The organism is Rivibacter subsaxonicus (assembly GCF_004217215.1).
GTDB lineage: Bacteria > Pseudomonadota > Gammaproteobacteria > Burkholderiales > Burkholderiaceae_C > Rivibacter > Rivibacter subsaxonicus.
Genome location: NZ_SHKP01000008.1, coordinates 237,700 through 260,071, shown reverse-complemented (window position 1 = coordinate 260,071; position 22,372 = coordinate 237,700). Strand labels below are relative to the sequence as shown.

20 protein-coding genes are annotated in these 22,372 nt (G+C 69.2%); 8 read left to right on the top strand and 12 right to left on the bottom strand.

Annotation, left to right across the window (positions count from 1 at the left end; all coding sequences use genetic code 11):
* Positions 1-13 precede the first annotated feature (13 nt).
* From EV670_RS16910 to aptA, 11 genes are all read right to left on the bottom strand, one after another.
* Entirely contained in the window at positions 14-1,519 is a 1,506-nt protein-coding gene (locus tag EV670_RS16910) for an aldehyde dehydrogenase (protein WP_130434323.1), read from the bottom strand.
* A gap of 170 nt (positions 1,520-1,689) precedes the next feature.
* The gene (locus tag EV670_RS16905; RefSeq protein WP_130434321.1) at positions 1,690-3,183 is read right to left on the bottom strand and encodes a DUF3138 family protein; all 1,494 of its coding nucleotides are present in this window, start codon (positions 3,181-3,183) and stop codon (positions 1,690-1,692) included.
* A gap of 57 nt (positions 3,184-3,240) precedes the next feature.
* The gene (locus EV670_RS16900) at positions 3,241-4,104 is read right to left on the bottom strand and encodes an ABC transporter permease (RefSeq protein WP_130434319.1); all 864 of its coding nucleotides are present in this window, start codon (positions 4,102-4,104) and stop codon (positions 3,241-3,243) included.
* Positions 4,105-4,213: 109 nt separating this feature from the next.
* Complete coding sequence (locus tag EV670_RS16895; RefSeq protein ID WP_130434317.1) at positions 4,214-5,188, bottom strand: ABC transporter permease; 975 nt, start codon at positions 5,186-5,188, stop codon at positions 4,214-4,216.
* 40 nt (positions 5,189-5,228) lie between these two features.
* The gene (locus tag EV670_RS16890; protein ID WP_130434315.1) at positions 5,229-6,335 is read right to left on the bottom strand and encodes an ABC transporter ATP-binding protein; all 1,107 of its coding nucleotides are present in this window, start codon (positions 6,333-6,335) and stop codon (positions 5,229-5,231) included.
* Positions 6,336-6,393: 58 nt separating this feature from the next.
* Entirely contained in the window at positions 6,394-7,515 is a 1,122-nt protein-coding gene (locus EV670_RS16885) for a polyamine ABC transporter substrate-binding protein (protein ID WP_130434313.1), read from the bottom strand.
* A 70-nt stretch (positions 7,516-7,585) separates the two neighbouring features.
* Entirely contained in the window at positions 7,586-8,962 is a 1,377-nt protein-coding gene (locus EV670_RS16880) for an aspartate aminotransferase family protein (RefSeq protein WP_130434311.1), read from the bottom strand.
* A gap of 106 nt (positions 8,963-9,068) precedes the next feature.
* The gene (locus EV670_RS16875; protein ID WP_130434309.1) at positions 9,069-10,436 is read right to left on the bottom strand and encodes a glutamine synthetase family protein; all 1,368 of its coding nucleotides are present in this window, start codon (positions 10,434-10,436) and stop codon (positions 9,069-9,071) included.
* A 74-nt stretch (positions 10,437-10,510) separates the two neighbouring features.
* Entirely contained in the window at positions 10,511-11,317 is an 807-nt protein-coding gene (locus EV670_RS16870; protein WP_130434307.1) for a gamma-glutamyl-gamma-aminobutyrate hydrolase family protein, read from the bottom strand.
* Positions 11,318-11,429: 112 nt separating this feature from the next.
* On the bottom strand, positions 11,430-12,773 hold the full coding sequence (locus EV670_RS16865; RefSeq protein WP_130434305.1) for an NAD(P)/FAD-dependent oxidoreductase: 1,344 nt from the start codon (positions 12,771-12,773) through the stop codon (positions 11,430-11,432).
* Positions 12,774-12,828: 55 nt separating this feature from the next.
* Positions 12,829-14,148: an omega-aminotransferase AptA gene (aptA, locus tag EV670_RS16860; protein WP_130434303.1), complete on the bottom strand. Its 1,320-nt coding sequence runs from the start codon at positions 14,146-14,148 to the stop codon at positions 12,829-12,831.
* A 184-nt stretch (positions 14,149-14,332) separates the two neighbouring features.
* Here aptA and EV670_RS16855 point away from each other — a divergent pair, with 184 nt between their 5' ends.
* The 8 genes from EV670_RS16855 (at position 14,333) to EV670_RS16820 (ending at position 21,480) form a co-directional block, all read left to right on the top strand.
* Complete coding sequence (locus EV670_RS16855) at positions 14,333-14,797, top strand: Lrp/AsnC family transcriptional regulator (RefSeq protein ID WP_242617022.1); 465 nt, start codon at positions 14,333-14,335, stop codon at positions 14,795-14,797.
* Between the two features lie 193 nt (positions 14,798-14,990).
* Positions 14,991-15,797, top strand: coding sequence for a hypothetical protein (locus tag EV670_RS16850; protein WP_130434299.1), 807 nt, complete (start codon positions 14,991-14,993; stop codon positions 15,795-15,797).
* Between the two features lie 102 nt (positions 15,798-15,899).
* Complete coding sequence (locus EV670_RS16845) at positions 15,900-16,925, top strand: AAA family ATPase (protein WP_130434297.1); 1,026 nt, start codon at positions 15,900-15,902, stop codon at positions 16,923-16,925.
* Positions 16,922-17,812, top strand: coding sequence for a DUF58 domain-containing protein (locus tag EV670_RS16840; protein ID WP_165393351.1), 891 nt, complete (start codon positions 16,922-16,924; stop codon positions 17,810-17,812). The genes EV670_RS16845 and EV670_RS16840 overlap by 4 nt, the downstream gene beginning before the upstream one ends.
* A gap of 14 nt (positions 17,813-17,826) precedes the next feature.
* Positions 17,827-18,783, top strand: a complete 957-nt coding sequence (locus EV670_RS16835; protein ID WP_130434293.1) for a hypothetical protein — start codon at positions 17,827-17,829, stop codon at positions 18,781-18,783.
* On the top strand, positions 18,780-19,835 hold the full coding sequence (locus EV670_RS16830; protein ID WP_130434291.1) for a vWA domain-containing protein: 1,056 nt from the start codon (positions 18,780-18,782) through the stop codon (positions 19,833-19,835). Before EV670_RS16835 ends, EV670_RS16830 begins: the two co-directional genes overlap by 4 nt.
* On the top strand, positions 19,832-20,404 hold the full coding sequence (locus tag EV670_RS16825) for an MxaK protein (RefSeq protein WP_130434289.1): 573 nt from the start codon (positions 19,832-19,834) through the stop codon (positions 20,402-20,404). The genes EV670_RS16830 and EV670_RS16825 overlap by 4 nt, the downstream gene beginning before the upstream one ends.
* Positions 20,401-21,480 (top strand): MxaL protein, encoded by a 1,080-nt coding sequence (locus EV670_RS16820; RefSeq protein ID WP_130434287.1) that lies wholly within the window; start codon positions 20,401-20,403, stop codon positions 21,478-21,480. Before EV670_RS16825 ends, EV670_RS16820 begins: the two co-directional genes overlap by 4 nt.
* Here EV670_RS16820 and speB read toward each other — a convergent pair.
* The gene (gene speB, locus EV670_RS16815; protein WP_130434285.1) at positions 21,435-22,370 is read right to left on the bottom strand and encodes an agmatinase; all 936 of its coding nucleotides are present in this window, start codon (positions 22,368-22,370) and stop codon (positions 21,435-21,437) included. The genes EV670_RS16820 and speB overlap by 46 nt on opposite strands.
* Positions 22,371-22,372: the final 2 nt, after the last annotated feature.

The window sequence follows — 22,372 nt, the reverse complement described above, 5'->3', positions numbered from 1 at the left end:
CGCGGCAACAGGCTCAGCCGTTGATGCGCAGCCAGGTGGTCTTCAGCTCGGTGTATTTCTCGAAGGCGTGCAGCGACTTGTCGCGGCCGTTGCCGCTCTGCTTGACGCCGCCGAAGGGCACGGTGATGTCGTCTTCGTCGTACTGGTTCACGTGCACGGTGCCGGCGTGCAGCGCGCGCGCCACGCGGTGGGCGCGGTCGATATGGCTGCTCCAGACGCTGGCCTGCAGGCCGTAGGCCGAGTCGTTGGCCATGCGCACGGCGTCCGCCTCGTCCTTGAAGCGGATCATCGACAGCACCGGGCCGAAGATCTCCTCGCGCGCGATCTTCATGTCGTTGCGCACGCCGTCGAAGATGGTTGGCTCGACGTAGTAGCCACCGGTCTCGCTGCGCGCCTGGCGGCCGCCGGCCAGCACCGACGCGCCCTCGGCGCTGCCGGACTCGATGTAGCCCATCACGGTGCGCAGCTGCGTCTCGTCGACCAGCGCGCCCATCACGGTCTTGGCGTCGAGCGGGTCGGCCGGCTGGTACTTGGGTGCCTCGGCCGCCAGCTTCTTCGCGAAGTCGTCGGCAATGCTCTCGTGCACGAACAGGCGCGAGGGCGCGTTGCAGCTCTCGCCCTGGTTGAAGAAGATTGAGCCGGCCAGCGTCTGCGCGCAGCGGTCGAGATCGTCGAAGTCAGGGAAGACGACGAAGGCGCTCTTGCCACCGAGTTCGTTGAAGACGCGCTTCAAGTTGCTGCGGCTGCTGTACTCGAGCATCTTGCGGCCGACCCGCGTGCTGCCGGTGAAGCCGATCGCGTCGACGCCCGGGTGCAGCGCCAGCGCCTCGCCGGCCTCGTGCCCGAAGCCCGGCACGACGTTGAACACGCCCTCGGGCAGGCCGGCCTCGAGCGCGATCTCGGCCAGCCGCAGCGCGGTCAGCGGGCTCTTCTCGCTCGGCTTGAGCACCACGCTGTTGCCGGTGGCCAGCGCCGGCCCGAGCTTCCACGAGGCCATGATCATCGGGTAGTTCCAGGGCACGATCGCCCCGATGACGCCCATCGGCTCGCGCGTGATCAGCGCCAGCGCATTGCGGCCGGTCGGTGCGATCTCGTCGTAGACCTTGTCGATCGCCTCGGCGTACCACTGGATGCAGCTGGCGGTGGAGGCGACGTCGACGCTCAGCGCGTACCTGATCGGCTTGCCCATGTCGAGGGTCTCGAGCAGCGCGAGTTCTTCCCTGTGGACAAGGATCAGTTCGGCAAAGCGCTGCAGCACGCGCTTGCGCGCGGCTGGCGGCTTGTGGGCCCAGCGGCCATCGCTGAAGGCGACACGCGCGCTGGCCACGGCGGCGTCGATCTCGACGTTGCCGCCGCGCGCGATCGCGCCCAGCACGCGGCCGTCGATCGGCGAGCGCTTCTCGAACTGTTCGGCGGCGTCGACGCGCTTGCCGCCGATCAGGCAGCGGCCATCGATGCGTGCCTCGGTGGCGCGGGCGCGCCAGTCGATGGCGGCCTTGGCGGGGGTGGATGTGCTCATGGACGAGGCTCCTTCAGGCACATGATCGCGCAGCGCCGGTGCGTCGCGCTGCACATGACCCTGGTGCCCATGCAGCGACCGGGGCTCATGATTCGAAAACGCGGCGGGGGCCTCGTGGCCCCCGCTCGCCGTGCGGGCTCCGGACCCTGAGGCCCGGCGCGCGGGTTCGGTCAGAAGAACACGACGACCGAGGCGCCGAGCAGGTTGTTCGAGCGCTTGTAGCTGCCGCTCTTGACATCGAGGAAGACCGCCTCGCTGGCCTGGTCGAAGCGGTACTCGGCCTTGAAGGTGGTGTTCAGGTTGAACAGATAGCTCAGCCCCAGCGTGACCGCGGTGCGGTTGACGCCGCGCTCGGGGTCGGCCTGGAACCAGGTGCCCAGTGTCTCGTCGTAGCTCCAGCCGGGGCCGATGCCGTTGCGGTCGTCGCTGGCGGTGAAGCCGAGCAGGCCGCCGCCGTTCTTGCGGTTGTGCAGGTAGTCGCCGCGCACGATGCCCTCGAGGCGCGGCGTGAACTTGTAGGCCGCCAGCGCCGAGGCGCCGTACCACTCGGCGTCGCGCAACGCGCCGGTCACCGGGTCGGCGGTGATCGATGCGCGGCGCTGGCGACCGAGGCTGAGCTGGCCCTGCACCGTCCAGTCGCCACGGATGAAGTAGGCGTCGAACTCGAACAGGTCCAGGTGCGAGTTGCGCTGCGACACGACCTCGCCGCCCGGATCGAGCACGTCACCGGTGATCGGGTCGATGATCTCCGGGGTCAGCACGTTCTCGCTGAAGTTGGCCGCCTTGCCGTGCACGCCGGCGAAACCGAAGCCCTGGAACTCGCCGCGCGAGTAGTCGACGCGGTAGGCGAACACCGGCGAGCTTTCGCCCTGCGGGTTCTTGCTGGAGTTCATGTTGGCCAGCATGCCCTTGACGAGCCACTTGCCGCGCGTGACCTCGAGGCCGGCGCCGGTGTAGGCGGTCGGCAGCGTGAAGTCGAACAGCAGGTTGTGGGTGATCAGCTTGTTCTGCGTCGCCGGCAGGTACTCGTAGCCCGACCAGTCGGGGATCTGGCCGGCGATCATGCGGGTCTGCAGGTCGGTCAGCGGGATCGAGACGCTGGCCTCGTGCACGATCGAGCTGCCGTCGAACACCGCGCCGGCGCCGCGGTTGGGCGCCAGCGTCAGGCGCCACTTGGTGCCGCTCTCGGTTTCCTTCTGGAAATCGATCATCGCGGTACCGAAATAGGAGTTGTCGTAGTTGTAGCCGTCGTCGCCGACGCTGTTGAGGAACTGGAAGCCGGAGCGGCTCTGGCGCTGGTTGTAGATGTAGGCCGGATCCATGTAGCCGCTGATGGTCAGGCCCTTCAGGCCCCAAGCCTCGAGGTTGTCCTCGGTGGCCTCGGTCTTGACGGCGATGCGGTTGAACTCCTGCACCTGCTCCGGCGTCATGCCCCACTGGGCCGAACCGGCGGCGCCGGCAGCGGCAGCTGCAGCGGCCGCAGCCGCAGGGGCGGTCGCCGCCTTGGTCTCGGCCTCCTTGAGCTTCTGCTCGAGCTGGCCGACCCGCGCCTTGAGCTCGCGCAGTTCCTTCAACAACTCGTCGTTGGTGGTCTGCGCCAGCGCCAGGCCCGGGAACGCGGCCCCCAGTGCCAGCGCCAGTGCGCTCAGTTTCCAGTGCTTCATTCGGCTCGCTCCTCTCTTTGCGGTTGCTTGTATGGATTCAGGATCGGATTCGTGGCCTCAGCCGCCGGCGCGCTGGGCCTGCGCGATCTGGCGCTGGCGTTCGCGCTCGGCGCGGGCGATCAGGTAGCTGGTGGTCAGCACGCCGATGGCGACCACGACGATGATCACGGTGGCCATCGCGTTGACGCTCGGGTTCACGCCGAGGCGGGCACGCGAGAAGATCACCAGCGGCAACGTGGTCGAGCCGGGGCCGGAAAGGAAGGCCGAGAGCACGACGTCGTCGAGCGAGAGCGTGAAGGTCAGCAGCCAGGCCGAGGCCAGCGACTGCGAGATCATCGGCAGCGTGACGAGGTAGAACACCTGCCAGGGACGCGCCCCGAGGTCCTGCGCCGCTTCTTCGAGCGAGGGGTTCAGGTCCTGCAGCCGGGCCTGCACCACCACCGCGGCGTAGGCCATGCCGAGCAGCATATGGCCGAGCCAGATGGTCAGCATGCCGCGTTCGGGGAAGCCGAGCGCGCGCTGCACCGACACCAGGAACAGCAGCAGCGACAGCCCGACGATCACCTCCGGCATCACCAGCGGCGCATTGACCATGCCCGAGAACAGCGTGCGGCCGCGAAAGCGCCGGTACTTGACCAGCGCGAAGGCCGCCAGCGTGCCGAGCACCACCGAGCCGCAGGCGGTGAAGAAAGCGATCTTCAGGCTGAGCCAGAGGCCGGTCAGCATCTCGGTGTCGGTGCGCAGCGCCGCGTACCACTTGAGCGTGAAGCCGTTCCAGACGCTCGGCAACGCCGAGTCGTTGAACGAGAAGATCACCAGCGAGACGATCGGCAGGTACAGGAACAGGAAGCCGGCGCCGAGCCAGAAGCGGCTGAAGCCATGCGCGAAGCGCGCGTCGAACAGCGTCTTGTGGGCGCTCATCGCGGCGCCCTCCGGACGGCCGTGCAAGCGCGTGCGACCGGTGTGTCGGGCACCAACGCCGATCGCGCTGTGTCGATCCCCGCTGGGCGGGGCCCCTCGCCAAGTGCGCTCATCGGCGTGCCTCCTGCGCTTCGGCCTGGTAGCGATTGAAGATCGCCAGCGGCACCAGGATCAGCAGGATCATCACGACCGCCACCGCCGAGGCCATCGGCCAGTCGTTGTTGCTGAAGAACTCGTCCCACAGCACGCGGCCGATCATCAACGTGCGCGGGCCGCCGAGCAGTTCGGGAATGACGAACTCGCCGATGCAGGGAATGAACACCAGCATCGAGCCGGCGATGATGCCGGCCTTGGACAGCGGCACCGTGACCTTCCAGAACGCCGTCGCCGGCGTCGCGCCGAGGTCGGCCGCGGCCTCGAGCAGGCGCAGGTCGAGCTTGGCGAGGTTGGCGTAGAGCGGCAGGATCATGAAGGGCAGGTAGGTGTAGACCATGCCCACCACCAACGAGAACGGCGAGTTCATGAACTTGCCGAGCGAGGGGATCAGGCTGGCGGCAAGCAGCAGGTGATCGATGCGCAGCAGCTCCAGCGCGTTGGCGACCCAGCCGTTCTCGCCGAGCAGGCCCTTCCAGGCGTAGACGCGCAGCAGGAAGGAGGTCCAGAACGGCAGCATCACCGCCATCAGCAGCGCCGGCTGCAGGCTGGGTCGGGCGCGCGCCATGAAGTAGGCGAAGGGATAGCCGATCAGCAGACACAGCAGCGTGGTCACCGCGGCGTACTTCAGGCTCGACAGGTAGGTCGCGAAGTAGAGCTCGTCCTGCAGCAGGAACAGGTAGTTGCTGAACTTGAGCGACAGCGTCACCACGCCGTCCTGGATCGCGATCAGGTTCTTGAAGCTCACGTTCTCCATCTCGGAGACGCTGATCTTCAGCACGATCAGGAACGGCGCCAGGAAGAAGACCAGCAGCCAGAGGTACGGAATGCCGATCACCGCGCTGCGACCGCGCCACCAGGCCGGCGCGCGGCGCGTGCTGGCGGAGCTGGCGGGCAACGGCACCGGGGTCGAGGAGGGCAGGGCGGCCATTGGGGCGTCGGCGTCGGCGTCGCGGAGTGTCTCGGTCCGGCTACTGCGTCAGCACGACCTGCGACTGAGGCGTCCAACTCGCCCAGGCGGTGTCATCCCAGCTGAGCTGGTCCTGCGGATGGCGCTCGACGTTGCTCTGGCTGACCTTGAGGCGACGGCCGCTGGCGGTCTCGAGCTGGTAGACGGTGAAGCTGCCGAAGTAGCTCAGCTCGCGCACCTTGGCCTGCAGGCGGTTGTGCGGCGCGTGGCCGTCGGCCGGCTCGTGGCGCGAGATGCGGATCTTCTCGGGCCGCAGCGCCACCGACACCGGCATGCCCTCGGTGCCGGTGATGCCGTGGCCGACGTAGTGGGTGCAGTCGGCGCACTGAATGACGACACGGTCGGGGTGGTCCTCGACCAGCGTGCCGTCCATCAGGTTGACGTTGCCGATGAAGTCGGCCACGAAGCGGGTGGCCGGCGTCTCGTAGATGTCGCCCGGGGCGCCGACCTGCAGGATGCGGCCCTCGCTCATCACCGCGATGCGCGAGGCCATCGTCATCGCCTCTTCCTGGTCGTGGGTCACCATCACGCAGGTGACGCCGACGTCCTCGATGATGTTGACCAGCTCGATCTGGGTTTCCTCGCGCAGCTTCTTGTCGAGCGCGCCGAGCGGCTCGTCGAGCAGCAGCAGCTGCGGGCTCTTGGCCAGGCTGCGCGCCAGCGCGACCCGTTGCTGCTGGCCGCCGGAGAGCTGGTGCGGCTTGCGCTTGGCGAACTTGCCGAGCTGCACCAGCTTGAGCATCGCCTCGACGCGGGCACCGACCTGGTCGCCGGCCATGCCGTCGCGCCTGAGCCCGAACGCGATGTTGTCCCACACCGAGAGGTGCGGGAACAGCGCGTAGGACTGGAACATCATGTTGATCGGCCGCTCGTAGGGCGGCAGGCCGGCGAGGTCCTGGCCGTTGAGGACGATGCGGCCCGAGCTCGGCGTCTCGAATCCGGCCAGCATGCGCAGCAGCGTGGTCTTGCCGCAGCCGCTGGAGCCGAGCAGCGCGAAGATCTCGCCCTTGGCGATGTCGATGCTGACGTGGTTGACCGCGACGGCACCGCCGCCGAAGTCCTTGACCACGTCGCGAATCTGCAAGTACGCCGGCTGCGTGCTGCTCATGAGGCTTCCCAGGGTTGGCGCCGTGACCCGGTGGTCCCGGCCGTGGAACGCGTTCCGCTCAGAGGCCGGTCTTGAACTGCGTGTAGATGCGCGTCATCGTGCGGCGGATGTCGTTGTTGATCGCATCCGGCGCCTTCATCGTCGCCATCACCGCCGGCGGCGGGAACACCGTCGGGTTGTTGGCGACCTCGGGCTTGATGTGCTTCTTGGAGTCGGCCACCGGGTTGGCATAGAAGACCTTGTTGGTCAGGCCGGCCGCGACCTCGGGACGCATCATGTAGTTGATGAACTTGTGCGCGTTGTCCGGGTGCGGCGCGTCGACCGGCACCACCATCACGTCGAAGAACAGGATGCCGCCGGTCTTGGGGATCAGCGCCTCGATCTTCTGGCCGGTCTTGCCGTCGATCGCGCGCTGGCGCGCGATGTTGATGTCGCCCGACCAGCCCAGTGCCAGGCAGATCGAGCCGTTGGCCATGTCGTTGATGTAGCCCGAGGAGCTGAACAGCGTCACGTAGGGGCGGATGCTCTTGAGCAGCGGCGCGACGCCGGCGTAGTCGGCCGGGTTGCGCGAGTAGGGCGGCTTGCCGAGGTAGTGCAGCGCGGCCGGCACCACTTCGGTGGCCGAGTCGAGGAAGCTCACACCGCAGCCCTGCAGCTTGCTGATGTACTCGGGCTTGAAGACCAGGTCCCAGACGTTGTCGGGCATCGGCATGCTGCCGAGCGCGGCCTTGACCTTGTCGACGTTGATGCCGACCGTGGTGAAACCCCACAGCCAGTTGGACTGGAACTGGTTGCCCGGATCGAGCTTGGCCAGTTGTTCCTGCAGCGCCGGGTCGAGGTTCTTCATGTTGGGCAGCTTCGACTTGTCGAGCTTCTGCAGCAGCCCGCCGTCGGCCTGCAGCTTGGCCCAGTAGGAAGAGGGCACGACGACGTCGTAGCCGGTCTTGCCCGCCACCAGCTTGGCGTGGACGATCTCGTTGTTGTCGAAGTTGTCGTAGCGAACCTTGATGCCGGTTTCCTTCTCGAAGTTCTTCAGCGTGTCCTCGGCGATGTAGTCCGACCAGTTGTAGACGTTGAGAACCTTCTCTTCCTCGGCACGAGCGGGCGCGGTGGCCAGCAGGCCGGCCGCGGCGACCAGGCCCAGGATGCCGGCGGCGCGGCGCAACGACATGTGCTTCATCGAGTCTTCTCCGTGTTTGAAGTTTGCAGGGAACGTCTTCAATTCAATCGTCGCGCCGACGGGCCGGCGATCAGAGCCAACCCTTGGCGCGGACATCTGTCAGCGTCAGGTCGAGCGCACGCCGGATCAGCGCCATCATCTCGTCGACCTGGGCCCGCGTGATCACCAGCGGCGGCGCGATGATCATGCGGTCACCGACCGCACGCATGATCAGCCCGTTGCCGAAGCAGTGGCCGCGGCAGACCATGCCGACCTCGAGCTCTGAAGCAAAGGGCGTGCCCTGGGCCTTGTCCTTGACCAGCAGCAGCGCGCCCATCAGGCCCTTGGTCTGCTGCTCGCCGACCAGCGGGTGGTCCTCGAGCGCCTTGAACTGCGCGGCCAGGTAGGGGCCGGTGTTCTCGCGAACCTGCTCGACCAGCTTGAGTTCGCGAATGAGTTTGATGTTGGCCAGCGCCACCGCGCAGGCCACCGGGTGGCCGCTGTAGGTGTAGCCGTGGTTGAAGTCGCCGCCTTGCTCGATGAGCACCTTGGCGACGCGGTCGCCGACCATCACGCCCCCGAGCGGGATGTAGCCCGAGGTCACGCCCTTGGCGAAGGTCATCAGGTCGGGCCTGAAGCCCATGGTCTCGCAGCCCCACCAGTTGCCGGTGCGGCCGAAGCCGCAGATCACCTCGTCGCTGACGAGCAGGATCCCGTACTTGTCGCAGATGCGCTGGATCTCGGGCCAGTAGGTCTCGGGCGGCACGATCACGCCGCCGGCGCCCTGGATCGGCTCGCCGATGAAGGCGGCCACCTTCTCCGGCCCTACCTCGAGGATCTTCTGCTCGAGCCAGCCGGCGGCCACCTTGCCGAAGTCCTCGCGGCTCAAGCCCTGCGGCCGGCCGTTCTCGTACCAGTAGGGCTGGTCGATGTGCGTGATGTTCGGAATCGGCAGCCCGCCCTGCGCGTGCATGTAGCTCATGCCGCCGAGCGAGGCGCCGGCCATCGTCGAGCCGTGGTAACCGTTCTTGCGGCTGATGATCACCTGGCGCTCGGGCTGGCCGAGGATGTCCCAGTAGCGGCGGACCATGCGCACGATGGTGTCGTTGCCCTCCGAGCCGGAGCCGGCGAAGAACACATGCTGGAACTGCGGCGGCGTGACCTCGGCCAGCAGCTCGGCCAGCTCGATCGCCGGCGGCGTCGCGGTCTGGAAGAAGGCGTTGTAGAACGGCAATTCCTTCAACTGCCGGGTCGCGGCATCGATCAGCGCCTGCTGGCCGTAGCCGACATTGACGCACCACAGGCCGCTCATCGCGTCGAGGATGCGCTGGCCCTCGCTGTCGGTGAGATAGATGTTCTCGGCCTTGGTGATGATGCGCGAGCCCTTCCTGGCAAGCGCGCCGAAGTCGGTGAAGGGGTGCAGGAAATGGCTGGCGTCGGCGGCCTGCCATTGGGCGGTGGTTCTCATTGGATCTCTCTGATGAATGATGAAGGCGGCGCTACACGCCTGCCAATGAACCATGAATGGCGGCTCGGTTCATCGTTCATGCGACGGCGAAGCCGAGCGTCATCGCTCATACGTGCAGCAGCAGGTGCTCGCGCTCCCACGGCGAGATCACCGTCATGAACTCCGAGTACTCGATCTCCTTGACCTCGGTGTAGACGGTGACGAACTCCTCGCCGAGCACCGAGGCGAGTTCCTTGTCGGCGCGCAGCAGGTCGAGTGCCTCGCCCAGGCTGCGCGGCAGCTGGTATTCGCCGAGGTAGGCGTCGCCCTTGCACTCCGCGCTCGGTTCGATCCGGTTCTTGATGCCGAGGTAGCCACAGGCCAGCGTCGCCGCCAGCGCCACGTAGGGGTTGGCATCGGCGCCGATCACGCGGTTCTCGATGCGCCGTGCCTCGGGCCCGGCCACCGGCGAGCGGATGCCGACGGTGCGGTTGTCGGTGCCCCACTGGATGTTGATCGGCGCGGCCGTGTTGCGCGCCAGGCGGCGGTAGCTGTTGACGTAGGGCGCGAAGATCGCCATCGCCGATGGGATGTGCTTCTGCAGCCCGCCGATGTACCAGAAGAACTCCTTGCTCGGCGTGCCGTCCGGGTTGCTGAAGATGTTCTTGCCGGTCAGCTTGCTGACCACGCTCTGGTGCACGTGCATCGCGCTGCCCGGCTCGCCGGCGATCGGCTTGGCCATGAAGGTGGCGAACATGCCGTGGCGCATCGCCGCCTCGCGCAGCGTGCGCTTGAAGAAGAAGACCTCGTCGGCCAGGCCGAGCGGCGCGGCGTGGAAGAAGTTGATCTCCATCTGGCCGGCACCGATCTCGTGGATCAGCGTGTCGACGTTGAGGCCCATCTTCTCGCAGTACTCGTAGACGTCTTCGAACAGCGGGTCGAACTCGTTGACGGCGTCGATCGAGTAAGCCTGGCGCGAGGTCTCGGCGCGGCCGCTGCGGCCGATCGGCGGTTGCAGCGGCTGGTTCGGATCGGTGTTGCGTGCGACCAGGTAGAACTCGAGTTCGGGCGCGACCACCGGGTCCCAGCCCTCGGCATCGAACAGGCCGCAGATGCGGCGCAGCACCGAGCGCGGCGCGAAGGGCACCAGCTTGCCGTTGCGGTCGTAGCAGTCGTGCAGCACCTGCGCGGTCGGGTCGGTCGCCCAGGGCACGATGCGCACCGTCGACGGATCGGCCTGCAGGTGCATGTCCATGTCGTTGGGGCTGATCACGTCGTAGTACGGCCCCTCCTCGGGAAACTCGCCGGTCACGCCCATCGCCACGGTCGCCTCGGGCAGGCGCATGCCGCGGTCCTCCGTGAACTTGACGCGCGGCAGGATCTTGCCGCGCGCCACGCCGGTGAGGTCGGGCACCAGGCACTCGATCTCGGTCACCCGGTTCTCGTTGAGCCAGTTCTCGAGTTCGCTGAATGTGAAGTTGTCGCGGACCACCATAAGTCACCTCTAGTGTTGTCGCCAGCGGCGTCCGAATGCGGACGCGCGCGCTCTGGGATGAGGACGTCGACGACCTAGGGTACGCGCGGTCGTTCACGGACCGACTCGCGGTTGCGCTCGCGAAAGGTGCGGCAGGCGTCGCCGAAGGCTCGCAGAAGCTTGACCGAGATGGGGTTGCTCTGGGCCTGCCATTCGGGGTGCCACTGCACCGCAAGGTTGAAGCCGTTGGCGGCCGGCTGGCTGAAGGCCTCGACCAGGCCGTCGGGTGCGCGTGCCTCGACGCGCAGACCCGGCGCAAGGCGCTTGATGCCCTGTCCGTGCAGGCTGTTGACCGGAAATTCCATGTGCCCGAGCAGCGTCTCGAGCACGCCGCCCGGCTCGACCATGACCGGGTGGACCGGGCCGTACTGCAGGTCGACCGGGTCGCCGTCCCTCGAGCGATGGTCCATCAGCCCGGGCTGTTCCTGCACCGCCTGGTGCAGGGCGCCGCCGAGCGCGACGTTGGCTTCCTGGAAGCCGCGGCAGATCGCGAACAGCGGGATGCCGCGCTCGAGCGCGCGCGGGATCAGCGGCAGGGTCCAGTCGTCGCGCCTTGGATCGAGCGGCAGCGCCGGGTCGTGCACCACCTCGTCGAAGTGGCGCGGATGGACGTTGCTCGGCGAGCCGGTCAGGAACACGCCGTCGGCCAGGTCGAGCAACTCGTCGACCTCGTGTGGCTGTGCTGCCGGCACCACCAGCGGCAGGCAGCCGGCCAGGCGCACCGCGTCGATGTATTTCTGGCCGGCGATGTGGAAGGGATGGGCCCCGACCAAGCGGTTGCAGGCCGGCACCAGCACCAGCGGACGCCGGGTGGTGGAGGGGGAGGGTACTGCTGGGGTCATGATGCTTGCGACGCGAAGCGAGCGGGGGCGCCGTTCGCGCGGGGCAGGTCGAACAGCGTGGCAGCAAGCGGCATGCCACGCGGTCCGAGGTTTGCAGGGGAGAAGCCGGACCTCACAGCGCGTCCTTGAGCCGGTAGTACGCCATGCCGAGCACCAGCGCCGGGGTGCGCAACAACCGGCCGCCGGGAAAGGGGCGATGGCGCAGGCGCGCGAAGGTGTCGAAGCGACTCGCGTCGCCGGCCATCGCCTCGGCCACCAGCTTGCCGGCCAGGCCGGTCAGCGCCAGCCCGTGGCCCGAGAAGCCCTGCAGGTAGTAGACGCTGGAGGCGGCCGATCCCTTCGATGCACCGGCCGCGGGCAGGCGCCCGAAATCGGGCGCGCGGTTCATCGAGATGTCGACGAAGCCGCCCCAGGCATGCTCGATCTTCACGTCCTCGAGCTGCGGGAAGGAGCCGACCATGCGCCGGCGCATGCTGTCGGCGAGGTTCATCGGCGTCACCGACGAGTAGCTGACGCGGCCGCCGTAGAGCAGGCGGTGGTCGCGCGTCGGCCTGAAGTAGTCGAGCACGAAGTTGGTATCGCAGACCGCCGAGCGCGACGGGATCAGCGCATCGCAACGCTCGCGGCCGAGCGGCTCGCTGCAGACGATGTAGGTGCCGACCGGCATGATGCGGGCGCTCAGGCCCGGCGCCAGGGCAGGGCCGAACTCCGGCAGGTAGACGTTGCCGGCCAGCAGCACCTGCTGGGCGCGTACGCTGCCGCCGGCGGTGCGCACCGTGCAGGGCTGGCCGGCGCGGCCCTGCTCGAGCGCGGTGACCGCCGAGCCCTCGTGGATGCGCACGCCGAGCGAGGCCGCGGCGCGGGCCAGGCCGAAGCTGTACTTCAGCGGGTGCAGGTGGCCGGAGCGCGGGTCGTGCACGCCACCCACGTAGCGCGGGCTCGCGATCCAGCGCGGCAGTTCGCCCTGGTCAATCCAGCTCAGCGGATAGCCGTAGATCTGCTGCATGCGATCGCGCCATGCGCGCAACTCGCCGGCCTTGCGCGCATTGACGGCCAGCCCGAGATAGCCGTCCTGCCAGTCGCAGTCGATGCCGAAGCGCGCGATGCGCTGTCGGATCAGGTCGAGTGCCTCGATCGACATGGCCCACACGCGCCTGGCCTCGTCGAGGCCGAGCTGCTGCTCGATCGTGTCCTGGTCGCAGGCCAGGCCGTGGATCGCCTGGCCGCCGTTGCGGCCCGAGGCACCCCAACCGATCTCGCGCGCCTCGAGCAGCGTCACCGAGAAGCCGCGGTCGGCCAGTTCGATCGCCGCCGACAGCCCAGCCAGGCCGCCGCCGACGATCGCCACATCGGTCTCGGTCGCTCCTTCCAGCCTTGCAAAGCTCATCTCGCGCGGCGCGCTGGCAGCGTAATAAGAGGCTCGCGTGAGATCCTGGTCGGCGCGAAGGAGACTCATGAGGTAGGCGCTAGGCGGTCCTTGTGTCGTTGCAGCGCTTGGGGTGGGTCGTCGGTCAGGCCGCGCGCTTGAGCGCCGTCGCGATCGTGCCGACGATCTCGTCGATCTGCGCCTTGCTGACGATCAGCGGCGGCGACAGCGCGATCGTGTCGCCGGTGGTGCGGATCAGCAGGCCCTGTTCCCAGCAGTCGAGGAAGACCGAGAAGGCGCGCTTGGCCGGCTCGCCGGGCAGTGGCGCCAGCTCGATGCCGCCGACCAGGCCGATGTTGCGTACGTCGATCACGTTGGGCAAGCCACGCAGCGCATGCAGCGCGTCGGCGAAGTAGCCCTCGAGCTCGGCGGCGCGTGTCAGCAGCCCTTCGTCGGCGTAGGTGTCGAGGGTGCCGAGCGCGGCCGCGCAGGCCAGCGGGTGGGCCGAGTAGGTGTAGCCGTGGAAGAACTCGATCAGGTGCTCCGGGCCGTTCATGAAGGTGTCGTAGATCGAACCCTTGGCGAACACGGCACCCATCGGCACGCAGCCGTTGCTGATGCCCTTGGCCACCGTCATCAGGTCGGGCGTGACGTTGAAGCGCTGCGCCGCGAAGGGCGTGCCGGTGCGGCCGAAGCCGGTGATGACCTCGTCGAAGATCAGCAGGATGCCGTGCTTGTCGCAGATCTCGCGCAGCCGCTGCAGGTAGCCCTGGGGCGGGATCAGCACGCCGGTCGAGCCGGCCACCGGCTCGACGATCACCGCGGCGATCGTGCTCGGGTCGTGCAGCGCGCACAGGCGCTCGAGGTCGTCGGCGAGTTCGGCGCCATGCGCCGGCTGGCCGACGCTGAAGGCGTTGCGGGCCGGGTCGTGGGTGTGGCGGATATGGTCGACGCCGGCCAGCAGCGATCCGAACATCTTGCGGTTGGCGACCATGCCGCCGACCGAGATGCCGCCGAAGTTGACGCCGTGGTAGCCGCGCTCGCGGCCGATCAGGCGGGTGCGCTGGCCCTCGCCGCGCACGCGGTGGTAGGCCAGCGCCATCTTGAGCGCGGTCTCGACCGACTCGGAACCGGAGTTCGTGTAGAAGACCTTGTCGAGCCCGGCCGGCGTCAGCTGCACGAGCCGCTCGGCCAGCTCGAAGGCCTTGGGATGGCCCATCTGGAACGGCGGCGCGAAGTCCATCTCGGCGGCCTGTTCCTGGATCGCCTGCACGATCTTCGGCCGCGCATGGCCGGCGTTGACGCACCACAGCCCGGCCACGCCGTCGAGGATCTGCCGGCCTTCGGGGGTCCAGTAATGCATGCCCTCGGCTCGGGCCAGCAGGCGCGGCGCTTTCTTGAACTGGCGGTTTGCCGTGAACGGCATCCAGTAGGCGTCAACCGGGTTTTCGTGCGGCTTGTCCATCGCTGGCTTTCCGGCGCGTGTCGTGGTTCACGCCCCGCGTGTGATCAAGGTGACGTCAGTCTAGTCGTCCCGGCGCGCAATGGGATTGCGCAATGCCTCGGGACAGACCCCTGTTTGTCGAATTGGATTCTTTCTATGATCGGAATCATCGAATATTCAACCAATCAACGGGGCTTGTCTGCAATTGAATGCCAATCTGGATCCTACCGACCGCGCCATCCTGCGCGAGCTCCAGCGCGACGGCCGGGTCGCCAACAACGAGCTCGCGGCGCGCGTGCACCTGTCGCCCTCGGCCTGCCTGCGGCGCGTCAAGGCGCTCGAGGAGCGCGGCGTGATCGACCGCTACGTCGCCCTGGTCAACCCCAAGGCCATCGGCCAGCCAGGCACGAGCTACACGATCGTCAATCTCGAGCGCCTGACCGCGGCGGCGATCGAGGCCTTCGAGCGCGCGGTGCGCGATCTGCCGGCGATCCTCGACTGCTTCTACGTCGCCGGCAGCAACGACTACCTGATCCGCTTCACCTACAACGACGCGGAAGACCTGGAGCGCTGGCACAGCGAGGTGCTGATGCGGCTGCCGGGCGTGGTGCGCTCGAACTCGATGCTGGTGCTGCGCACGGTCAAGCGGACGACGGCGCTGGAGGTGTAGGCCGGCGCGGCCTTGGCACGATCGCGGGACCGGCTGTCAACGGCCGCTGCCTGTTCTAGGGCTGCGGTTTTCACGTGTTGTCGCGTGCGCGCTCGCCGTCAATGCTCGACCCCATGCTCAAGGATTGCAGTGGACGCGGGTGCCGATGTCGCGCCATGCGTTGTCGTCCTTGATGTTCAGGTGGCGGCAGAAGATGAATCGCAGCAGCTATCGTGATTCCACTCCCGTGCAGACGTTTGGTCGAGCGCTGGTGGCTGGAGCCGCCATCGCGGCGGCAACGCCCGCGGTCGCCACCGTGCCCGACCCGCGCTACGGCGCCACCGTCGAGATGTTCAACCCCGGGCATCGCGTCTTCGAGGGGCAGGTCGCGGCCAGTGGCCGCATCGGCAGCGGTGTCGGCGGCTCCGCATTGACCGAAGGCGCGGCCATCTTCAATGGCGTGCCGTCGATCCACGTCAACGTTGTAAGCCCCCCAGGCATCGGTGCGACGGCTCATGCCTATCTGTTCGACACCTTCACCTTCTCGGTCGTCGGCGGAGGCTCGACCCTGGTGCCGATCCGCATGACAGGGGACTGGGGCGGACTGGGCGGCAGCGTCCGGGCCACGCTCGGACTCGGGCTCGGCGGCGACCTGCCGATGGCATTTCACGCCGGGGTCGGTTCCGCCGACGAGTCGCCGGGCGAAGCCGATTTCGCTCGCAGCGGCGACGCCGTGAATGGCTATTTCGGCAACTACGCGGTCGACGCGCTGTGGCACGTGGCCGACGGCGAGAGCTACAGCTTCTTTGCCGGCGTCTACGCCCAGAGCGTGGATGGCGGCCGTGTCCGCATCGGCAATCCGATCACGATCAGCTTGCCGCACGCCGTGAGCTTCACGACGGCTTCGGGCAATCGCTATGCCAGCCCGGTGCCTGAGACCCCCGGCTGGCTGATGCTCTGCGTCGGGCTGGCTGCGTTGGCGGGTCGGCACGCGACGCGACGCGCTCCATCCGGTGCCTGAGGCGGCGAGCGAATCCCGTCGATTGCCAATGGCTCCGGTTTGCGGCGATGCTCGGGGCTGCCACACCCGCGCCCCGAGCGCCTTCAACCTGGTCGATGCCGCATGGACCGCGCCCCTGATGCCCTGCTGGCCGATTGGCGAACGCGTGCCCTGGCGCTCGAGCACGCGGTGGCCGGCGCGATCGTCGGCCAGGCGCCGGCGATCCGGCTCATCACGATCGCCGTCTTCGCGCGCGGCCATGCGCTGCTGCAGGGCGATGTAGGCGTCGGCAAGACCACGCTGTTGCGCGCCTTTGCACGCGCGATGGGTGGCTGTTTCGGCCGCATCGAGGGCACGGTCGACCTGATGCCGGGCGACCTGCTGTATCACACCTACATCACGGCCGAGGGCCGACCGGCGGTCGAGCCGGGGCCACTGACCTGCGAGGGCGAGCGGCTGGCGATCTTTTTCTTCAACGAGATCAACCGGGCCCGGCCGCAGGTGCACGCGCTGATGCTGCGGGTGATGGCCGAGAAGAGCGTGATGGCCTTCAACCGCGAATGGCGGCTGCCGCACTTGCAGGTCTTTGCCGATCGCAACCGCCTCGAGCGCGAGGAGACCTTCGAGATCGCCCAGGCCGCGCTCGACCGCTTCATGATGGAGGTCACGATCGAGCCGCCGGCCGACGACGCCGCGCGGCGCGCGCTGGTGTTCGACCCGCGCTTCCACGACACCGACGAGCTGATCGCCGCGCTGCCGACCGATCTCGCGCCGCCCGAGTTGCTGGGCGACGTGGCGGTGGCGATCCAGCGCGGCGTCAGCGCCAGTCCGGCGCTGCAGGACTACGTGCTGAGGCTGTGGCGCGCCACGGCTGAGCCGCAGGCCGCGGGCGTGCAGTTGGCCGAGGCCGACAGCGCCGGCCTGGTGCTCGCGGGCGCGAGTCCGCGCGGCATGAGCCAGCTGCTGCGCGCGGCGCGCGTGGCGGCCTGGATCGACGGCCGCGACCATGTCCGGCCCGAGGACGTGCGTGCGGTGTTTGCCGAGTGCATCGGCCACCGGCTGTGCCTGCAGCCGGTGCACGAGCTGCGCCGCGGCGCGATCGTGCCGGCGCTGGTGACGGCGATCCTGCGGCAGGTCGCAGCACCGTGAGCACACCGGCCGGCACCGCGCCGGGCGAGTTTCACTACCGCGTCGACCGCGCCGCGGCCGGGCTGTTCCCGGGCGCGCACCGCAGCCGCCAGGGCGAGTCGGGCTTCGAGTTCCGCGGCCATGTGCCGTTGCCGCAGGCGCGCGATGCGCGCCGGGTCGACCTGCTGGCCAGCCTGCGCGATCCTTTCGGCCAGTGGCAGGTGCGCGTGCACGCCCAGCGCGGCACTGTGCCGGTCTGGCTGCTGGCCGACCTGTCGGCGTCGATGGGCTTCGAGGGCGTTCGGTCCAAGCTCGAAACGCTGGCCGATCTGGCAGCGGCGGTCGCGCGCTCGGCGCACCGGCATGGCGATGGCTTTGGCTTCATCGGCGCCGATGCCAGCCTGCGCACCGACCTGCTGCGACCCTGCACGCGCCAGCGCGGCATCGGCTACGAGCTGGCGGCAACCTTGCGCGGGCTGAGCTTCGGCACCGGGTCGGCGCGCGACGCCGGCGGCTTGCTCGAGGCGCACCGCTGGCTTGGCCGGCGGCGGGCGCTGGTGTTCGTGGCCTCCGACTTCCACCTGCCGGACCGGCTGGTCCGCGCGTTGTTCGACTCGCTGTCCGGCCACCAGGTGGTGCCGGTCGTGCTGTGGGATGCCGCCGAGTTCAGCCTGCCCGCACCGGCTGCAGCTTGGCTCGGGCAACTGCTGTGGCCCCTGGTCGATCCGGAGACCGGCCGCACGCGCCTGGTCTGGGGCCGCCGTGCCACTCGCGAGCACTGGGCATCGCTGGCACAGCGGCGGCGCGAGGCGCTGCGCGACCTGTGCGCACCGCACCGCCTGCGCCCGGTGTTCCTCGAGCATGGCTTCGATGCCGATGCGCTGAACGCGCACTTCCTCGGCGGCTGAGGCGGGGCCCGCAGATGCGCCCGCTGCACCGCATGGCGATCCGGAGCGCGCTGGCCGCCGGCTTGCTGGCGCTGGCGGCGCTGGCGCGTGCGCAACCGACGCTGGCGGTCGAGGATCCGCGTGCCTTCGGCTGGCAGATCGGCGACAAGCTCGAGCGCCGGCTGGTGCTGCTGGTGCCGCCCGGGTATCGGCTCGATCTCGAGTCGCTGCCGACGCCGGCGCAGGGCAGCGCCATCGAGCTGCGCCGCGTCGAGCGCGATGGCGCGGCCGACGACGCCCGGCAGACGCTGCACCTGCACTACCAGGTGCTGAGGTCGGCGCCGCAACCCGCGTTGTACGAGCTGCCCGCGGTGCGCCTGCGGGTCTTGGCACCCGGCGCCGAGGCACGGGTTATCGACCTGCGCGTCGATGCGATGCCGCTGCTGGTGGAGCCAATGACGCCGATCGAGGCGCCGCAGCGCAGCGGCCTGGGCGAATTGCGGCCCGACGCCGAACCGCAACTGCTGCCGGTGGCGCGCGAGCGCGCATTGCTGCTCGGCTGCGCGGTGGTCGCGGCCTTGCTGCTCGGCTGGCTGTTGCTGTGGCCGCGCATGCAGGCGTGGCTGATGCGTCGGCGCCGGCCTTTCGCTCGCGCCGAACGTGCCGTGCGGCTTGCGCTGCGCGGTGGTCAGGAGCCGGCCCGGATCGAGGCGGCCATGCACGCACTGCACGCCGCCTTCGACGCCCATGCCGGGCGCGTGTTGCTGGCGACCGACGCGGCGGCGCAGGCGCGTGCCAGCGCCTGGCCTGTGCCGCTGGCCGATGACGTGACGCGCTTCTTCGAGGCTTCGAGTCGCCACTTCTTCGGCTCGGTCGGCGATTCGCTCGCGGGCCGCGAGCCCGGCCTCGGTGCGACCGAACTGCGCGATCTGGCACGTCGCCTGAGTGCCGCCGAACGCCAGGCTGCGGGGCGGGCCGGGAGCCTGCCATGACGTCCGCGCCGATCGTCTTCGAGCACCCGTGGCTGCTGGTACTGCTGCCCTTGGCGGTGCTGCCCTGGTGGCGCGGGCTGGCGCCGGCGCGCCGTTTCTCCAGCCTCCTGCTGCTGCCGCCCGATCGCGCGGCCCGCCTGCTGCAACTGGGCCTCGATGCACTCGGCTCGCTCGCGATCGCCGCCCTGGTGCTCGGCCTGGCCGGGCTGCAACGGACCGAGCAGATCGTCGAGCGCCAGGGCAAGGGCGCCGAGATCGTGTTGCTGCTGGATCGCAGCCGCAGCATGGACCAGGGCTTCGTCAGTCGCGACGCGCTCGGCAGCGCCAGTCCGAACTACTACAAGAGCATCGGCGACGAACGCGGGCTCAGCGATGGCCGCGAAACCAAGGCTCAAACGGCGCGCCGGGTGCTGGCCGAGTTTGCCTCGCGCCGCGATGCCGACCGCTTTGGCATGCTGCTGTTCAGCGCACAACCGGTGCGGGTGCTCGACTTCACGCCCAAGCCCGCGGCCGTGCAGGCGGCGATCCTCGCCGGTGACATCGGCCGCGGACTTGCCGATACCGACATCGGCTCGGCGCTGTTCGAAGGGCTGTCGTTCTTCGAGGGTCGCGCCTACACCGGTTCGCGCATCCTGTTGCTGGTGTCGGACGGTGGCGATCACATCGACCCCGACGCGCGCGAGCGCCTGGAGCGCCAGATGCGGCTGCAGCGGGTCTCGCTCTACTGGATCTACATCCGCTCGCTGCGCAGTCCGGCACTGACAGCCGAAGCCGGTGCCACGGCGGCCGAGGCCGACACGGTGCCCGAGGTCTTCCTGCACCGGTTCTTCCGCTCGCTCGGCATTCCCTACCGCGCCTACGAGGCCGAGAACCCGCAGGCGCTGCAGCGCGCGATCGACGACGTGGATCGCCTGGAGAACCTGCCGATCACCTCGATCGACACCGTGCCGCGCCAGTCGCTGGTGCCGCACTGCCTGGCGCTGGCGCTGGTCGCGCTGCTGCTGCTGCTGCTGGCGCGCGCGCTCGAACCGGCGCTGGAGCCGAGTCGATGAGCCGGCAGATTGCAATCGGCCGCCACCGCGCTTGGGTCGCGCTGCTGTTGGTGCTGCTGCTGGCGCTCGGCGGATGGCGCGCGCTGCACCAGAAGCAGGCCTGGAACGACGCGATCCAGGCCACGGCCGCCGCCAGCCCGGCGAGCGCGGCATCGCACCCGCTGCCGGAGGGCGATGCGCCGGCGCACTGGCATTTCGCGCAGGCCGTCGCGCTCGCCGCCGACGGCCAGGAGGAGGCCGCGCTGGCGCGCTATCGCGGCCTGTTCGACGATCCGGCGCTGGCCGCGGCGGCACGCTTCAACAGCGCCAACCTGCTGCTGCGCCAGGGCCTGCGGCTGCGGGAGTCGAGCCAGCCGGGGCAGGCGCTGGCCCTGCTCGAACTCGCGAAGGAGGGCTACCGCGCGCTGCTGCGGGCCGATCCGCAGCACTGGGACGCTCGCTACAACCTCGAGCGCGCGCTGCGCCTGCAGCCCGATGCCGAACCCGACGAGACGGCGCCGCCCAGCCCGCCGCTGGACGCGGAGCGCGCCGCCACCACGGCGCGCGGCTCGGCGCAGGGATTGCCATGAAGCGACTGCTGCGCTGGGCCGGGGCGCGCCGGCACCTGCTGGCACTGGCGCTCGTGGCGCTGCTGACCGCGCTGGCACTCCGGAATCCGGGCGTTGGCGGCACGGCGCCGCGCCACGAGTGGCTGGTGATCGTCGACATCACGCAGAGCATGAACGTGCCGGACCAGCACCTGCCGAAGGCGGCCGGCGCCTCCGTCGAAGCGCTCAGCCGCCTCGCGCTGAGCCGGGCGCTGTTGCGCTCGGCACTGAACGAACTGCCATGCGAAAGCCGGCTCGGCATCGGCATCTTCAGCGAATACCGCAGCCTGCTGCTGATCACGCCGGTCGAGGTCTGTGCCCATCGCAGCGAACTGGCGGGCCTGATCGGGCGCCTGGACAGCCGCATGGCCTGGGCCGGCAACAGTGAGGTGGCCAAGGGTCTCTACAGCGGCATCGGCATCGCCGCCGCGTTGCCCAGCCACCCGGCACTCGTGTTCCTGACTGACGGCCACGAGGCGCCGCCGCTGAGCCCGCGCTTTCGGCCCGTCTTCAACGGCGAGCGCGGCGCAGTGGCCGGCGCGCTGATCGGCGTCGGCGGGTCGGTGCCGCTGCCGATCCCGCGCACCGATCCGCTCGGGCGCCCGATCGGGGTCTGGGGTGCCGACGACGTGCTGCAGACCGACCCGCGCAGCTTCGGCCGCGGCGGCAGCGTCGCCGGCGAGGCGATGGTCGATGGAGGCGAAGATGCAGCTTCGAGCCAGACCGTCCCGCTGCCGGGCGCAACGCCGGGCCGTGAGCACCTGTCGGCGCTGCGCGAGGACTACCTGCGCCTGCTCGCCGGCGAAACCGGCCTGCGCTACGCGCGGCTCGAGACCGTGCCGGGCCTGGTGACTGCGCTGACCGATCCGGGGCTCGCGCGGACGGTGCCGGTGCGCCTGCCGCTGGCGCCATGGTTCGCTGCGGCTGCCCTGGTCGGCCTGCTGCTGCTCTATCTGCGGGAGGATCTGGTCCGTGCGCAGGCGTGGCTGGGCAGGCAGGCTCAGCGGCTGCTTCAGCGCGGACCGCGGGTATCGGCGGCGACCCGGCCGCAGAGATAGGTCCAGACGAAGCTGGCCGCCGCGTAGCTGGTCAGTTCGGCGTGGTCGTAGGGTGGCGCCACTTCCACGCAATCCATGCCGACGAAGGGCAGGTCGGCCAACTCCTCGAGAATCGTCAGGACCTGGTTGGTCGTCATGCCGCCGGGTTCGGGCGTGCCGGTGCCGGGTGCAAAGGCGGGATCGAGGCAGTCGATGTCGAGGCTCAGGTAGAGCGGCGGGTTGCCGTGTGCTGCGAGGCGTTCGCGCACGCGCTGGAGCAGGGGTTGCAACTGGGCTGGCCCATCGAGGCCGCGCAACTGGCGCGCGCTGAAGATCTGGCCGCCCTGGTCGGCGACGTACTCGCGTGCCTCGCGCAGGCCGGCCGAGCGGATGCCGAACTGGGTGAAGCACTCCCGGACGACGAGGCCTTCCTGGATTGCCTCGTAGACCCAGGTGCCGTGGCCGCTCGGCTCGCCGAAGTGATCCTCCCAGGTGTCGCAGTGCGCATCGAAGTGGATCACCGCCAGTGGCCGGCCCAGCCAGGCCTTGTAGGCCCGCAGCAGCGGCAGCGTGATGCTGTGGTCGCCACCGAGCCAGGCCATGTGGTGGGCGCGGACCATGCGGTCGACCAGCGCCCCCATCGCGGCGCGCATGCCTTCGAGGCTGGTGTTGGGCAACACCAGGTCGCCGAGGTCGGTGAGTCGGCCCTCGGGCGTGGCGTCGAAATGCGGATGCACGCCATCGCACAGCATGTGGCTGGCCTCGCGGATCGCGCGCGGGCCGAAGCGCGCCCCGGGACGGTTGGTGACGCAGCCGTCCCAGGCGACGCCGGCCACGGCGTAGGGCATCGCCGCGTCGGCCGGCGCGACCTTCATGAAGGCGTTGTTGGAGAGGAAGGCGAAACTGCTCATGG